The organism is Micromonospora sp. NPDC050980 (assembly GCF_040653835.1).
GTDB lineage: Bacteria > Actinomycetota > Actinomycetes > Mycobacteriales > Micromonosporaceae > Micromonospora.
The window spans coordinates 198102-213060 of sequence record NZ_JBFAGS010000009.1; the positions used below are offsets into that span (position 1 = coordinate 198102).

The 14959-nt window shown below is 73.9% G+C and carries 12 protein-coding genes and 1 tRNA gene; 8 read left to right on the top strand and 5 right to left on the bottom strand.

Features of this window, described 5'->3' with window-relative positions; all coding sequences use genetic code 11:
- Window positions 1-12 precede the first annotated feature (12 nt).
- Window positions 13-2631 carry a SpoIIE family protein phosphatase gene (locus AB0H28_RS16695; RefSeq protein WP_358040184.1) on the bottom strand — a complete coding sequence of 873 codons (2619 nt, stop codon included), beginning with the start codon at window positions 2629-2631 and terminating at the stop codon, window positions 13-15.
- A 216-nt stretch (window positions 2632-2847) separates the two neighbouring features.
- Between AB0H28_RS16695 and AB0H28_RS16700 the strand changes: the two genes are divergently transcribed.
- The 6 genes from AB0H28_RS16700 to AB0H28_RS16725 all read left to right on the top strand — a co-directional run bounded on the left by AB0H28_RS16700 (window position 2848) and on the right by AB0H28_RS16725 (window position 10314).
- Window positions 2848-3213, top strand: coding sequence for a YciI family protein (locus AB0H28_RS16700; protein ID WP_358040187.1), 366 nt, complete (start codon window positions 2848-2850; stop codon window positions 3211-3213).
- Between the two features lie 347 nt (window positions 3214-3560).
- Window positions 3561-5009, top strand: coding sequence for a pyruvate kinase (pyk, locus tag AB0H28_RS16705; RefSeq protein WP_358040191.1), 1449 nt, complete (start codon window positions 3561-3563; stop codon window positions 5007-5009).
- Between the two features lie 28 nt (window positions 5010-5037).
- On the top strand, window positions 5038-5922 hold the full coding sequence (locus tag AB0H28_RS16710) for an acyl-CoA thioesterase II (RefSeq protein WP_358040194.1): 885 nt from the start codon (window positions 5038-5040) through the stop codon (window positions 5920-5922).
- A 71-nt stretch (window positions 5923-5993) separates the two neighbouring features.
- Window positions 5994-6464, top strand: coding sequence for an Rrf2 family transcriptional regulator (locus AB0H28_RS16715; protein ID WP_358040197.1), 471 nt, complete (start codon window positions 5994-5996; stop codon window positions 6462-6464).
- Between the two features lie 132 nt (window positions 6465-6596).
- Window positions 6597-7601: a sulfite exporter TauE/SafE family protein gene (locus AB0H28_RS16720; protein WP_358040290.1), complete on the top strand. Its 1005-nt coding sequence runs from the start codon at window positions 6597-6599 to the stop codon at window positions 7599-7601.
- 463 nt (window positions 7602-8064) lie between these two features.
- Window positions 8065-10314: a cellulose binding domain-containing protein gene (locus AB0H28_RS16725; RefSeq protein ID WP_358040200.1), complete on the top strand. Its 2250-nt coding sequence runs from the start codon at window positions 8065-8067 to the stop codon at window positions 10312-10314.
- Between the two features lie 173 nt (window positions 10315-10487).
- On the opposite strand, the gene AB0H28_RS16730 is transcribed toward AB0H28_RS16725, so the two are convergent.
- Window positions 10488-11483 carry an LLM class flavin-dependent oxidoreductase gene (locus tag AB0H28_RS16730; RefSeq protein WP_358040203.1) on the bottom strand — a complete coding sequence of 332 codons (996 nt, stop codon included), beginning with the start codon at window positions 11481-11483 and terminating at the stop codon, window positions 10488-10490.
- Between the two features lie 61 nt (window positions 11484-11544).
- Window positions 11545-12024, bottom strand: coding sequence for an Lrp/AsnC family transcriptional regulator (locus AB0H28_RS16735; RefSeq protein WP_358040206.1), 480 nt, complete (start codon window positions 12022-12024; stop codon window positions 11545-11547).
- Between the two features lie 102 nt (window positions 12025-12126).
- On the opposite strand from AB0H28_RS16735, the gene AB0H28_RS16740 reads away from it, so the two are divergent.
- Window positions 12127-13284 (top strand): PLP-dependent aspartate aminotransferase family protein, encoded by a 1158-nt coding sequence (locus tag AB0H28_RS16740; RefSeq protein WP_358040208.1) that lies wholly within the window; start codon window positions 12127-12129, stop codon window positions 13282-13284.
- A 59-nt stretch (window positions 13285-13343) separates the two neighbouring features.
- Here the strand turns inward: AB0H28_RS16740 and AB0H28_RS16745 are convergent, their stop codons facing one another.
- Complete coding sequence (locus AB0H28_RS16745; protein ID WP_358040211.1) at window positions 13344-13916, bottom strand: hypothetical protein; 573 nt, start codon at window positions 13914-13916, stop codon at window positions 13344-13346.
- 212 nt (window positions 13917-14128) lie between these two features.
- Window positions 14129-14202, bottom strand: a tRNA-Leu gene (locus AB0H28_RS16750).
- 93 nt (window positions 14203-14295) lie between these two features.
- Between AB0H28_RS16750 and AB0H28_RS16755 the strand changes: the two genes are divergently transcribed.
- Window positions 14296-14919 carry a response regulator gene (locus tag AB0H28_RS16755; RefSeq protein WP_358040214.1) on the top strand — a complete coding sequence of 208 codons (624 nt, stop codon included), beginning with the start codon at window positions 14296-14298 and terminating at the stop codon, window positions 14917-14919.
- Window positions 14920-14959 lie beyond the last annotated feature (40 nt).

The window sequence follows — 14959 nt, forward strand, 5'->3', positions numbered from 1 at the left end:
ACCGAAGCCTGCTCAACCGAGGTGCCGCAGCACCACCAGCGCCTGGTCGTCCTCGGAGCCGGCCAGGTCGTGCAGCAGCGCGTCCGCGATCGCCTCCACCGGCTCGTCGCGAACCCCGACCAGCGACCGGTGCAGCGCCGCGACGCCCTCGTCGTAGGGCCGGCCACGCCGCTCCACCAGCTCGTCGGTGTACGCCACCAGCACGTCACCGGGGGAGAACGCGATGGTGGTGACCGCCATCGGCCGGTCCACCATGCCCAGCGGCAGGGCGTTGGCGGTCTGCACGGTGCGCGGCGGCTGCCCGGCCGGCAACACCACCGGATGCGGATGCCCGGCGCGGGCCACCCGCGCCGTACGGGCCACCGGATCGACCACCACGACCAGGCAGGTGCCCAGGAACCCGACGCCGAGCAGCTCGGTGAGCCGGAGGAACACCTCCTCCAGTGGCACGCCCAACCGGATCAGGGTGTTCAACATGGTGCGCAGCTGGGCCATGTCGGCGGCGGCCTCGACCTGGTGCCCGACCACGTCGCCGACCACCACGGCCAACCGGTCGCCGTCCTGCCGGACCAGGTCGTACCAGTCGCCGCCCAGGTGCAGGCCGCTCATCGCCGGCCGGTAGCGGGTGGCCACCTCCACCCCCGGCGGCGCGGTCAGCGACGAGCTGCGCAGCCGCCCGGCCAGGCGGGTCACCAGGTTGTGCTCGGCGGCGGCCAACCGGACCCGCTCCAGCGTCTGCTCGCACAGGTCGGCGACGGTGTCCAGCAGGGCGAGGTCGGTGTCGCGCAGCGGGCGTTCCCGCCGCCAGCCGAAGCCCAGCGCGGCGATCGGGCGGTGGCCGGCGCCGAACAGCGGCAGCGCCACGGTGGTCACCAGGCCGTGGGCGCCGACCGGGTCGGGCCGGCCGGGGTACCGGGCGGCGAAGTCGGCGCGGTCGCGCAGCACGAGGCGTTCCCCGTCGCGCAGCGCGTGCACGATCGGGCGCGGGTCGTCGAGGGTCAGGTCGCGGAACGTGGCGACAAGCGTGCCCGGGACGTCGTCGTGGTACCAGAGCCGGACCCGGCGACCCTCGGCCCGCATCGCCAGGCCGGGCAGCTCGGCGCCGAGCGCGGTGGTGGCGGCGTCCAGGATCACCTCGATCGCCTCGGCGGTGGAGCGGGTCACGCTCAGCCGGGCCGCGAACCCGGCCATCGCCTGCGCCGACCCGGTCAGCTCGGCGCGCTGCAACGCCTGGCTGGCCAGCCCGGCCACCGCGTCGAGCAGGTTGCGCAGCGCCTCGTCGTCGGCGACCGGGCCGGCCCAGCGCATCTCCAGCGCGCCGAGCGTGCCGCCGTCGCCGTAGCGCAGCGGCAGGCAGAGACCGGTGGTCCGGCCGTCGGTGTCGGGCAGCGGCAGCACCACGTTGTCGCGTACCGCCCGGGCCAGCGGGACGTCGGTGTGCAACGGCAACGGCCCGGGCGGCGCGTCGTCGCCGGCGACGTCGAGCGTGGCCCGCCCGGGGGAGGTGATCGCCACCCGCAGCGCGGTGGCGTCCACCACCGTCGGAACGACAGTGGTCAGCACCGCCACGATGGCCTCCCGGCCGCGCGCCGAGCTGAGCGCCCCGGCGAGCCGGGCCAGCGCCTCCGCCCGCCGCAGCGCCCGCTCCGACAGCGCCCGGAACATCCGCAGCTCGGCCCGGTCGACGGACCGGCGGTGTTCCGCCCGGGCGACCGCCAGGGCGGCGCCGATCCGCCCGGCCACCAGCTCGACGAACGCCCGGTGGTCGGCGTCGACCGGTCGGTGCGGATCCAACGCGGCGACCAGGACCCCGACCGGGGCGGCGGCTCCGGGGTCGGGCACCGGCAGCACCGCCACCACCGGGGCGGCCGGCCGGTCGCCAGCCGGAGGCACCAGGCGGGCGGCGCCGTCCGCCAGCACCTCGGCCAGCGGCCACCCGTCGGCCGTGCCGGGCGGGACCTCGACCCCGTCCGCGGCGACCAGCCGCGGGCCGTCCGGCGTGGACAGGTGAAGCTGGACGAACGGCACGGCGGCGGCCAGCGTCTTGACCGCCCGCCGGGCCACCTCCTCCGGGTCGCCGGCGTCGGCCAGCGCGGCGCCCAGCGCGGTGAGCAGTCGCAACCGGCGCGCGCCGACCACCCACGCGGTGGTCTCGGCGCCGACGCTGAGCACGCCCGCCGGCCGACCCGACTCGTCGGTCACCGGGACGTGCGTGAAGGTGAACCAGCGGTCCTCGCCGGCGTCCCGCGCCGCGCGCCGCACCGGGACGTCCGGGCTGACCGCGGCGCCCCGGCCCGCGCGTACGCCGGCCAGCAGCGGGGCCAGCACCGCCCAGTCGCCCGGCCACACCTCGCCGCCCGGGCGGCCGGGCGCGGCGGCCCGGCCCGGACCGAGCAGCCGCCGGTACGCGTCGTTGGGCAGCGGGACCGGCCCGTCGCCCCACCACAGCACGGTCGGGGTGGGGGAGTGCAGGCAGAGCGCCAGCGCGGTGCGCAGGCTCTGCGGCCAGCCGTCGATCGGGCCGAGCGGCGTGCCCGACCAGTCACGCGCCGTGATCACCGCGCCCGCTTCGCCGCCGGTGGCGGTGACGGTGTCCGGCCACCTGACGTCGTCGGGCGCGGTGATGCTCACCCGGGACCTCCGCTGGGGCGTGGGCGCGGTAGTACCGGAAACGTACCAGCGGCCGGTGACACCGGGCGATCGTCGATCCGGTTCGGACCGGGCGGCGGACGAACGTCCCGGCGCGCCGGCGCCCCGGGCGGCCGGACCGGACCAGTTGCCGCGAGCGGCCACGGCGGCCGGGACCGTCGTGCGACGCTGGGTGGGACGCCGCTGGAGGAGGTGCGGATGGGCGCGACGCCCCGGCTCGACTTCGCGCTGGACACCTACGAGTGCATCGTGCTCTATCCCGGGCACTCCGGCCGGGCCCTGCCGGACGAGACCGTGCAGCGCCTCCAGTCCGAGCACCTGCGGCACATGCAGGCGTTGCAGCGGCGCGGCATCGTGCTCGTCGACGGCTCGGTGGACGGCCCCGCCCGCGAGCCGGACCCGCCGATCGGGTTCGGGCTGGCCCGGACCGGCTCGGTGGACGACGTGCGGGCCGTGATGGAGGCCGACCCGGCGGTGCAGGCCGGGCTCTACCGGGTGGAGGTGCTCACCTTCCTCTGCCCGGCCGGGTCGCTGGAGTTCCCGCTGGTCAAGACGGAGAGCTGAGGCACCGGCACGCCGGCACGCCGGGCGACCGCGAGGGTGCGCGCCGGCGCCGGCCGTCGGCGTACCCACGCCGGGCCGGCCGCCGCACCCGGCCCGCACCGGGCGTTCCCCCGCCGGGCCGGGCCGCCGGCGCCCGGCGGCGGGCGGGCACGCCGCGCGGGAGCACCCCGTCGACCGGTGACGGCGAGCGGTACGATTTCCGCCGCGCGGTCGCCGATGCCCGCCACCCATGACGTTCCGGTGCGGTACGCCGCCCGCCGCGCGGGTTCTTCGCGCGTCGTTGGACAACTGTTCCGCAGTCCGAAAGGGGTCGGCCGGCAGGTCGATCCGGAGGAGAGACTAGCCTGATGGGCGTGACACGCCGCGCGAAGATCGTCTGCACTCTCGGCCCCGCCACCTCGTCCCCGGAGCGCATCCGCGGGCTCGTCGAGGCCGGCATGAACGTGGCGAGGCTCAACTTCAGCCACGGCAGTCACGCCGACCACGAGTCGGTCTGCCGGCTCGTGCGGGAGGCGGCGGAGGCGGCCGGGCAACCGGTCGCGGTGCTCGCCGACCTCCAGGGCCCCAAGATCCGTCTCGGCCGCTTCGCCGACGGGCCGCACGAGTGGCGCACCGGCGACTCGGTGGTGATCACCGGTGACGACATCGTCGGCACCAAGGAACGGGTCTCCTGCACCTACCGCAAGCTGCCGCAGGAGGTGAAGCCGGGCGACCGGCTGCTGATCGACGACGGCCGGGTCGCGGTCGAGGTCAGCGACGTCACCGGCAACGACATCCGCTGCCTGGTCACCGAGGGCGGCCCGGTCTCCAACAACAAGGGCGTCTCGCTGCCGAACGTGGCGGTCAGTGTCCCGGCCCTGTCCGACAAGGACGCCGAGGACCTGCGCTTCGCTCTCGGCCTCGGGGTCGACCTGGTCGCGCTCTCCTTCGTCCGCTCGCCGGACGACATCAAGCTGGTCCACGCGATCATGGACGAGGAGGGCGTGCGCCGCCCGGTGCTGGCCAAGGTCGAGAAGCCGGAGGCGGTCGACCACCTGGAGGCGATCGTGCTCGCCTTCGACGGCGTCATGGTCGCCCGCGGCGACCTCGGCGTGGAGTTGCCGCTGGACCAGGTCCCGCTGGTGCAGAAGCGCGCCGTGCAGCTCTGCCGGGAGAACGCCAAGCCGGTCATCGTGGCCACCCAGATGCTCGACTCCATGATCGAGAATTCCCGCCCGACCCGCGCGGAGGCCTCCGACGTGGCCAACGCGGTGCTCGACGGCGCGGACGCGGTGATGCTCTCCGGCGAGACCAGCGTCGGCAAGTACCCGGTGCTCACCGTCAGCACCATGGCCAAGATCGTCACCACCACCGAGGCCGGCTCGATCGCCGTCCCCCGGCTCCAGCACGACCCGCGTACGCACGGCGGCGCGCTCACCGTCGCCGCGTCGTCGATCGCCCGCGCCATCGGCGCGAAGGCCATGGTGGCGTTCTCGCAGACCGGCGACACCGTCAAGCGGCTCAGCCGGCTGCACTGCGACCTGCCGCTGCTGGCCTTCACCCCGGTGCCGGAGGTGCGCAACCAGCTCGCGCTCTGCTGGGGCGTGGAGACGTTCCTGATGCCGTTCGTCCAGCACACCGACGACATGTTCCGCCAGGTCGACCAGGCGCTGCTGGGCCTCAACCGGGCCGACCCGGGCGACTACGTGGTGATCGTGGCCGGCAGCCCGCCCGGCACCCCGGGTTCCACCAACACGCTGCGCGTGCACCAGCTCGGCTCGCTGGTCGACGCGGCGGCGGCCCGGGCGCTCCAGTGAGCGTGTGGAACGCGACGAGGACGACCCGGTGAGCGACGCTCCGGCGGCGACCGGGCAGGCCGCGGTCGACCAGCTCCTGGAGGTGCTGGACCTCGCGCGGACCGGCGAGATGGCCTTCCGCGGGATGAGCCCGCCGGTGGGGCCGCAGCGGGTCTACGGTGGCCAGGTCGCCGGCCAGGCGCTGGTGGCGGCCGGCCGCACGGTCGACCCGGAGCGTGCCGTGCACTCGCTGCACGGTTACTTCGTGCGGCCCGGCGACCCGGTCGAGCCGATCGCATACCAGGTGGAGAACGTCCGCGACGGCCGCTCCTTCTCGGTACGCCGCTCGGTGGCGTTGCAGCACGACAAGCCGATCTTCTTCATGTCGGCCTCGTTCCAGCGGCAGGAGGAGGGGCTGGACCATCACGCCCCGGTCCCGCCCGACGTGCCCGGCCCGGACGACGTGCCGACCATGGCCGACCGGCTCGCCCGTTACCCGGAGCGGCTCGGCATCTGGGGTCAGATCCCGCGCCCGATCGACGTCCGCTACGTCGGCGAGCCCGGCTGGGTACGCCCCGGCGACCGCCCGGCCGAGCCGCACCAGCGGGTCTGGATGCGCATCGACGGCAAGCTGCCCGACGATCCGCTGCTGCACGCGTGCGCGCTGGCGTACGCCTCCGACCTGACGCTGCTCGACTCGGTGTTGTCGGTGCACGGCCAGGTGTGGGGGCCGGGCGGCGTGGTCGGCGCGAGCCTCGACCACGCGCTGTGGTTCCACAGGTCCTTCCGCGCCGACGAGTGGTTCCTCTACGACTGCTGGAGCCCGTCCGCGTCCGGCGCGCGCGGCCTGGCCACCGGCCGGATGTTCACCACCGACGGCCGGCACATCGCCAGTGCCGTCCAGGAGGGTCTGCTGCGCCGGGTCGGCGGCTGAGCCGACGATTGTGACCGTTCGGCCGCGGGGCGGGGGACCGGGCGGCTGACCAGGCGACTAATCTTGCCGGCATGCGCCTATCCGCCCGGGTCGACTACGCCCTCCGTGCGGCCGCCGAGCTCGCCTCGGTCGCCGAGGGCACGGCCTCCGGGCGGAGCCGGCCGGTGACCGCCGAGCAGATCGCCCGCGCGCAGGACATTCCGCCGAAGTTCCTGGAGAGCATCCTGCTCCAACTGCGCCGGGGCGGCGTCGTGCACGCCCAGCGTGGCCCCGAGGGGGGCTACTGGTTGGCGCGCCCGGCTGCGGAGATCTCCCTGGCCGAGGTGATCCGGGTGATCGACGGGCCGCTCGCGCACGTCCGCGGGCAACGCCCGGAGGAGCTCGGCTACCGGGGCGCGGCGCGCGCGTTGCAGGACGTGTGGATCGCGCTGCGGGCCAGCGAGCGGGAGATCCTGGAGCTGGTCACCATCGCCGACGTGGCCGCCGGCACGCTGCCCGGTCGGGTCGACGAGCTGGCGGCCGACCCGCGCGCCTGGAGCTGACGGCCGCCGACCCGCGCGCCGGCCGGCCGTCCGGCGCGTCCCACGAACCGGATGGGGGACTTGACCCGGGGCGTCTCCGTGCCGCATTGTCGACCAAGTCGATAGGAGATGCCGAAAAGTCTGGGGGCGCTCATGCGCAAGCTGCTGGTTCTCGCCCTCGTCGGGCTGCTCGCGCAACTGGTCGACGGCGCGCTCGGCATGGCATACGGGCTGACCTCCTCGACCCTCCTGCTCGTCGCCGGGGTCGCGCCGGCCGCCGCCTCCGCCTCGGTGCACCTGGCCGAGATCGGCACCACGCTCGCCGCCGGCGTGTCGCACTGGCGGTTCGGCAACGTGGACTGGAAGGTGGTCGGCCGGATCGCGCTGCCGGGCGCGATCGGCTCGTTCGCGGGCGCCACGTTCCTCAGCTCCATCTCCACCGAGTCGGCCGCCCCGTGGATGGCGGCGATCCTGTTCACCCTCGGCGCGTACCTGCTGATCCGCTTCTCCCGGCCGTTGCGCGCGAACCGCGCCGCCGGCCGGCTGCGCAGCCGCTTCCTCGCCCCGCTCGGGCTGGTCGCCGGTTTCGTCGACGCCACCGGTGGTGGCGGTTGGGGCCCGGTCGCCACCCCGGCCCTGCTGGTCTCCGGCCGGATGGAGCCACGCAAGGTCATCGGCTCGGTGGACACCTCCGAGTTCGTGGTGGCCGGCGCGGCCAGCATCGGCTTCCTGATCGGCCTCGGCTCCGAAGGCTTCCTGCTGCCGACCGTGGCCGCGCTGCTGATCGGCGGCCTGATCGCCGCGCCGATCGCGGCCTGGCTGGTCCGCATCGTGCCGGCCCAGGTGCTGGGCGCCGTCATCGGCGGGGTGATCGTGCTGACCAACGCCCGCACCCTGCTGCGCGCCGGCGACCTGGGCGGCCCGGTGCCGGCGGTGGTCTACGCCGCGCTCGGCGCCGGTTGGCTGGCCGCCGTGGTCCTGGCGGTGCGGGCGCTGCGTCGGGCCCGTCGGGCCCGCGCCACGGTCGATGCCGCCCTCGCCGCTCTCCCCGCCGCCGCCGCCGCCGCGCCGACCGCCGCCGCTGCGCCGACCGCCGCCGCCGCTCCGCTCGCCGGGGCCGGCGAGTCCCGGCCGCTCGCCACCGCCGTCGAGGGCTGAACCGCCGCCGAAGGCCGCGCCGATGCCGTCGGCACGCCGCTGGCCCGTACCTCCGCCCGGTGTGGCGGCCCGGCGGGGACGCTCCCTCGCGTCACACCGCCAGGCCATGGCCGATGGCGCCGACACGCCGCCGGCCCGTACCTCCGCCCGGCGTGTCGCGGCCCGATGGAGGACGCTCTTTTGCGCGTCATACCACCAGGTCATATTTGTGACTCTGAGGCATTTTGCTCGTCAGCGACCTCTTCTCCCGCGTGGTCACGGTCGGTGACGCCGGCGGAGCGGATGACCCCGGCGCCGGCGGGTGGCCTCGTGCGGGCCCGACCGCTGCTTGTGGGGGGTGCGGTGGTGTCCTACGCTGGCGGGGCGCGGAGCCAACTACGAATGTCGATGTAAAGCGTGCCTCTCCCGCCGGTCCGGGCAGACCGGCGTCGTCGCGCGCCTGACCTTCGCGAAAGGCAACCCCGTGCATCCCACCACCTCACGCCGTCGGCTCGCGGTGCTCGCCGCGGCCTCGGCCGCCGCCCTGACGGCCGGCGCGCTCACCGCGGTGACCGCCGAGGCGGCCGTCGCCGCCTGTCGGGTCGACTACCGGATCACCAACCAGTGGGGCGGCGGCTTCGGCGCCGACGTCACCGTGACCAACCTCGGCGACCCGGTCAACGGCTGGACGCTCGGCTGGAGCTTCGCCGCCGGTCAGCAGGTCGTCCAGGCCTGGAACGCCTCCGTCAGCCAGTCCGGCGCCCAGGTCACCGCCCGCGACGCCGGCTACAACGCCGCCATCGGCACCGGCGGCACCGCGAACTTCGGTTTCAACGGCTCCTGGAACAACGCCGCCAACCCGGCGCCCGCCGCGTTCACACTCAACGGCACCGCCTGCACCGGCGCGCCGCCGACCTCGACCCCGCCCACCACCGGCCCGACCACGCCGCCGCCGACCACGCCGCCGCCCACCACGCCGCCGCCGGGCGCCAAGCAGATGGAGAAGCTCGACCGAGGGCTGGTCAGCGTCCGCTCCGGCAGCGGGAACCTGGTCTCCTGGCGGCTGCTCGGCACCGAGACCTCGGGCGTGTCGTTCAACCTCTACCGCGGTTCCGCAAAGGTCAACGGAAGTCCGATCACCGGCGCCACCACGTACCTGGACGGCGGCGCGGCCGCCGGGTCCGCGTACACCGTGCGGGCCGTGGTGAACGGCGCCGAGCAGCCGGCGTCCGCCCCGGCGCTCCAGTTCGCCAACGGCTACCTGGACGTGCCGATCCAGGCCCCGCCCGGTGGCACCACGCCGAGCGGTGAGGGCTACAGCTACTCGGCCAACGACGCCAGCGTCGGCGACCTCGACGGCGACGGCCGCTACGAGTTCGTGCTCAAGTGGGACCCGTCCAACGCCAAGGACAACTCGCAGTCCGGCTACACCGGCAACGTCTACGTGGACGCGTACACCCTCACCGGCGCCCGGCTGTGGCGGATCGACCTGGGCCGCAACATCCGCGCCGGCGCGCACTACACCCAGTTCCAGGTGTACGACTACGACGGCGACGGGGACGCCGAGGTGGCCATGAAGACCGCCGACGGCACCCGCTCCGGCACCGGCCAGGTGATCGGCTCGTCCTCGGCCGACCACCGCAACTCCAGCGGTTACGTGCTCGCCGGCCCGGAGTACCTGACGATGTTCGACGGCCGCACCGGCGCGGCGTTGTCCACCGTCGACTACGACCCGCCGCGCGGCAGCGTCTCGTCCTGGGGCGACTCGTACGGCAACCGGGTCGACCGGTTCCTCGCCGGCACCGCCTACCTCGACGGGCAGCGCCCGTCGCTGATCATGGCGCGCGGCTACTACACCCGGGCCGTGATCGCCGCCTGGGACTTCCGCGACGGCACGCTGCGCAAGCGGTGGACGTTCGACTCCAACGCCGCCGGCAACGGCGCCGCCGCCGGCCAGGGCAACCACCAGCTCTCCGTCGCCGACGTGGACAACGACGGCCGCCAGGAGATCGTCTACGGGGCCGCCACCATCGACGACAACGGCCGGCTGCTCTACTCCACCGGCAACGGGCACGGCGACGCGCTGCACGTCGGCGACCTCGACCCGGCCCGCGCCGGCCTGGAGGTCTTCAAGGTCGACGAGGACGGCAGCAAGCCCAGCTCGTGGATGTCCGACGCGCGTACCGGTCAGATCCTGTGGCAGACCGCGCCGAACGGCGACAACGGCCGCGGCGTCTCCGCCGACGTCTGGGCCGGCAGCCCCGGCGCCGAGTCCTGGTCCTCGGCGGCCGACGGCCTGCGCAACACCCGCGGGCAGAACGTGGGCCGCAAGCCGTCCTCGGCGAACTTCCTGATCTGGTGGGACGGCGACCCGGTGCGCGAGCTGCTCGACGGCACCAAGATCGACAAGTACGGCACCGGCGGCGAGACCCGGCTGCTCACCGGCAGCAACGTCGCGTCCAACAACGGCACCAAGAGCACCCCGGCGCTGTCGGCCGACATCCTCGGCGACTGGCGCGAAGAGGTGGTCTGGCGCACCGCCGACAGCAGCGCGCTACGCATCTACAGCACGCCCGTCACCACCGGCCTGCGCCTGCCGACCCTGATGCACGACCCGCAGTATCGGGTCGCCGTCGCCTGGCAGAACACCGCCTACAACCAGCCGCCGCACCCGGGCTTCTTCCTGGGCGACGGCATGAGCACCCCGGCCGCGCCGAACATCTACCTGCGTTAGAGCCGGGAAAGCAGGCACCGGGTCGCCGGCCGCGGAATCCGCTCAGCCGGCGACCCGGTGCACCACACCGCAGCATTCCCGACCCGTCCCGACCGGGAATGCCGTACCACCACCGGGGACAAAGTTATGCGTCCCGCGCGACGCTGCGGTGACGCCGCTATGAAGAGCGTGTTTCAGCCTTCCCGGCGCAGGCCACCGGCCACCTTCTCGGCGATCAGCTCGAACGAGCGGACCCGGTCGGCCACGTCGTAGACCATCGTGGTCAACATCAGCTCGTCCGCGCCGGTGCGCTCCACCAGCGCCCCGAGCTGCCGGGCCACCGTCTCCGGCGAACCGGTCGCCTGACCGTCGCGACGCTGCGCCACGAACTCCCGCTCCCGCTCCGAGTACGGGTAGGCCGCCGCGTCCTCCGGCGTGACCAGCGGCTCCGGCCGCCCCGAGCGCAACTTCAGGAACGACAGCCCGGCCGGGCCGGCCAGCCACCGCGCCCGCTCGTCGGTCTCCGCGCAGACCGCGTTGACCGCCACCATCGCGTACGGCCGGTCCAGCCACCGCGACGGCCGGAAGTACTGCCGGTAGAGCTGCAACGCCGGGACCGTGTGCTGCGCGCTGAAGTGGTGCGCGAACGAGAACGGCAACCCGAGCAGGCCGGCGAGCTGGGCGCTGAACCCGCTCGACCCGAGCAGCCACACCTGCGGCGACTGCCCCCGCCCCGGCGTCGCGGTGATCGGGCCCGGCTCGGCGCCGCTGAAGTAGTTCATCAGGTCGGCCAGCTCGCGCGGGAAGTGCTCGGCGGACAGGCCCTCCATGGTGCGACGCAGCGCCAGCGCGGTCACCTGGTCGGTGCCGGGCGCCCGCCCGATGCCCAGGTCGATCCGGCCCGGGTGCAGCGCCTCCAGGGTGCCGAACTGCTCCGCCACCACCAACGGCGCGTGGTTGGGCAGCATCACCCCGCCGGAGCCCAACCGGATCGTGCTGGTGTTCGCGGCGAGGTGCGCGAGCAGCACCGCCGGGGCGGAACTGGCGATCGCCGGCATGTTGTGGTGCTCGGCCACCCAGAACCGCCGGTAACCCAGCTCCTCGGTGCGCCGGGCCAGCTCGGTCGTGTGCCGCAGCGCCTCGCCGGCGCTGCCGGTCGCGGCCACCGGGGCAAGGTCAAGAACAGACATCGGTACGTCGATCACGCCGTGCTGCAACCCGCCCGGTGCCGGAATTGTTCCCTCGAGTGGGTCAGCCCATCCCCCGGGCCTGCTCGAAGATGAGGCTGGTCTGAGTGTGTTGCACCGCCGGATCGACCGCCAGGTGGTCGAGCACGAAGTCCCGCAGCGCGTCCCCGGACGCCGCCCGCACGTGCAGCACGTAGTCCTCCGCGCCGGCCACGTGGAACACCGAGACCACCCCCGGCAGCCGCACCGACCGGGCCCGGAACGCGTCCACCGCGGCCCGCTCGTGCGCGGTCAACCGCACCGACACCAGCGCCTGCAACGGCAACCCCACCGCCGCCGGGTCGACGTCCGCGTGGAACCCGCGGATCGCCCCGCACTCACGCAGCGCCCGGGTCCGGCTCAGGCACGTCGACGGGGCGACGCCCACCCGCTCCGCGAGCGCGTTGTTGGGCAGCCGGCCGTCGGCGGTCAGCTCGGTGAGGATCGCGCGGTCGACGTCGTCCAGGCCGGAGAACGGCCGCACATCGTTCGGTGCGAGAGGCATGCCACCATCCTCCACCGAAGAAGCGTCGGACGGAAGCGAGATCAACAGAATATCGTTCATTCCTATTGCCCTTCCGTGGAGGGATGTTCGACGCTGTCCGGCATGAGCGCACTGGACACCGCAGCCGTGCACGCCGGGCGTGACGACCTCGCCGGCCTCGGCGTGCACGTCCCGCCCATCGACCTCTCCACCACCAACCCGCTGCCCTCGGTGACCGACGGCGGCGACGCCTACGAGACGCTCGCCACCGGCAACCCGCTTCCGGCCGGCGCCAGCGCCGTCTACCAGCGGCTCTGGAACCCCACGGTGGCCCGCTTCGAAACCGCCCTCGCCCAGCTCGAAGGCACCGCCGAGGCGGTCGCGTTCGCCAGCGGCATGGCCGCGCTCACCGCCACGGTGCTCGCCGCCACCCGGGACGGCAAGCGCCACGTCGTCGCCGTCCGCCCGCTCTACGGCGGCACCGACCACGTCCTCGCCAGCGGCCTGCTCGGCACCGACGTCACCTGGGCCCGCGCGGCCGACGTCGCCGCCGCGATCCGCCCCGACACCGCCCTGGTGGTCGTCGAGACCCCGGCCAACCCCACCGGAGACCTGGTCGACATCGCCGCGCTCGCCACCGCCGCCGGCGACGTCCCGCTGCTCGTCGACAACACCGTCGCCACCCCGGTGCTCCAGCAGCCCGCCCGGCACGGCGCCACGCTGGTGCTGCACAGCGCCACCAAGAGCATCGGCGGCCACGGCGACGTGCTCGCCGGCGTGGTCGCCTGCGCGCCCGACTGGGCGGCCCGGCTGCGCCAGGTCCGCGCCGTCACCGGCGCCGTCCTGCATCCGCTCGGCGCCTACCTGCTGCACCGCGGCCTGCAGACGCTGCCGCTGCGGGTCCGCGCCCAGCAGGCCGGTGCGGAGAAGCTCGCCGCCTGGCTCGCCGGCCACCCGGCCGTCGAGCGGGTCCACCACCCGTCCCGACACGACCCGGCCGGCCTGGTCGGCCGCCAGATGTCCGGCGGCGGCAGCCTGCTCGCCTTCGAGGTACGCGGCGGCGCGCCCGCCGCCGCCACCGTCGCCGGGGCATGCGAGCTGATCACCCACGCCGTGTCCCTCGGCGGCGTCGACACGCTGATCCAGCACCCGGCCTCGCTCACCCACCGCCCGGTCGAGGGCGACGCCAAGCCGGGCGGGGCGCTGCTGCGGGTGTCGGTCGGGCTGGAGGACCCGGAGGACCTGCGCGCGGACCTGGCCCGGGCGCTCGCGTCGATCTGAGGCGCGCCGGCCGTCGGACCGGTCGCCACCGGCCTGGTGCCCATACTGTGACCGTCCGGTCAGGACTTCGGGCCGACGTGTTCGTCCAGCGCGGCGACGGCCTCCCGCCGGGCCACCGACAGCGACCACGGCAGGTTCATCCGCCAGGCGATGCCGAGTAGGTCGAGCGCCCACTGGCACAGCGCCATGATGTCGGTGGAGCGGTTGGAGAACATGTAGCGGGGATAGACGTACTCCTTCCCGCGGACCACGACCCGGTTGGCGAAGCGGCAGCCGTCGGAGTGGAACAGGCCGCGCAGGAAGTGGCCCGGGTGCGCCTCGACGATGGTGCGCTGCCAGTCGGCCAGCACGATCGGGCGCTCGTGCTTCTTACCAGGACCGTGCTGAGGTAGCAGGCAAGGCCAATGCTGGCCGCTGCTTTCGACGGAGACGCAGCCCTTCTTCGGGATCCGCTGCACCTTCAGGGCCAGCGTCGCGAGCATCGCCTCGGCGCATGCGTCGACCAGATCCGGATAGGCGCTGGTGCAAGCAATGCGGAGAACGGGCACCTTCGGGGTAACCGCGAGGTGGCCGTCGCCCAGATATAGGCCGAGCAGGTAGGCATAGGCCGCCGGGTCCTGCGGATGCGTCACCCCTGTCGGGCAGCGAAAGCAACGCGCAGCGGTGCCTACGACTGCTCGCTCCGGGCGATCGACGCACCAGTGCCAGACGGTCGTGTAGGGAAGCGACAGGGTCCGGGCGACTGACCGGATGCTGCCACCCTTGGAACGAAGTTCATGGGCTCGTGCCCGCAGGCCGGTCGAGTGCATAGGTACATTCTCGAACGCCTGTATGACACTTTGAGTGCCCCCGGTGGGATTCGAACCCACACTGTATGCAGTTTGAGTGCATGGCCTCTGCCGGTTGGGCTACGGGAGCTTCTGTAGTTCGGCTCCCATAGGTTACCCACTAGGCTAGGGGCGGCGACACCCGGCACGGCGGGTGCCGGGTTCGAACTGGTGGGAGTGGCTCGTGGGCGAGATGCAGACGGATGCCGAGCGCAAGCGCGTTCTGATCGCCGAGGACGAGGCGCTGATCCGGCTGGACCTGGCCGAGATGCTGGTCGAGGAGGGCTACGCGGTGGTCGGCGAGGCCGGCGACGGGGAGACCGCCGTCAAGCTGGCCGAGGAGCTCAAGCCGGATCTGGTCATCCTCGACATCAAGATGCCGATCATGGACGGGCTGGCCGCCGCCGAGCGGATCGCCGGCGCGCGCATCGCCCCCGTGATCATCCTGACCGCCTTCAGCCAGCGCGACCTGGTCGAGCGGGCCCGGGCGGCCGGCGCGATGGCCTATCTGGTCAAGCCGTTCCAGAAGAGCGACCTGGTGCCGGCGGTGGAGATCGCGCTGTCCCGCTACTCGGAGATCTCCGCGCTGGAGGCGGAGGTGGCCGGCCTGACCGACCGGCTGGAGATCCGCAAGACCGTGGAGCGGGCCAAGGGCGCGCTGATGACCACCTATGGCATGACCGAACCGCAGGCCTTCAAGTGGATCCAGCGCACCGCGATGGACCACCGGATGACCATGAAGGAGGTCGCCGAGCGGATCCTCGCCGAGACCGCCGGCGGCGAGGTGGCGCAGCAGCCCGCCTCCTGACCCGCGCGCCGGGAGGGCAGCCGATCGATAGGATCGGATC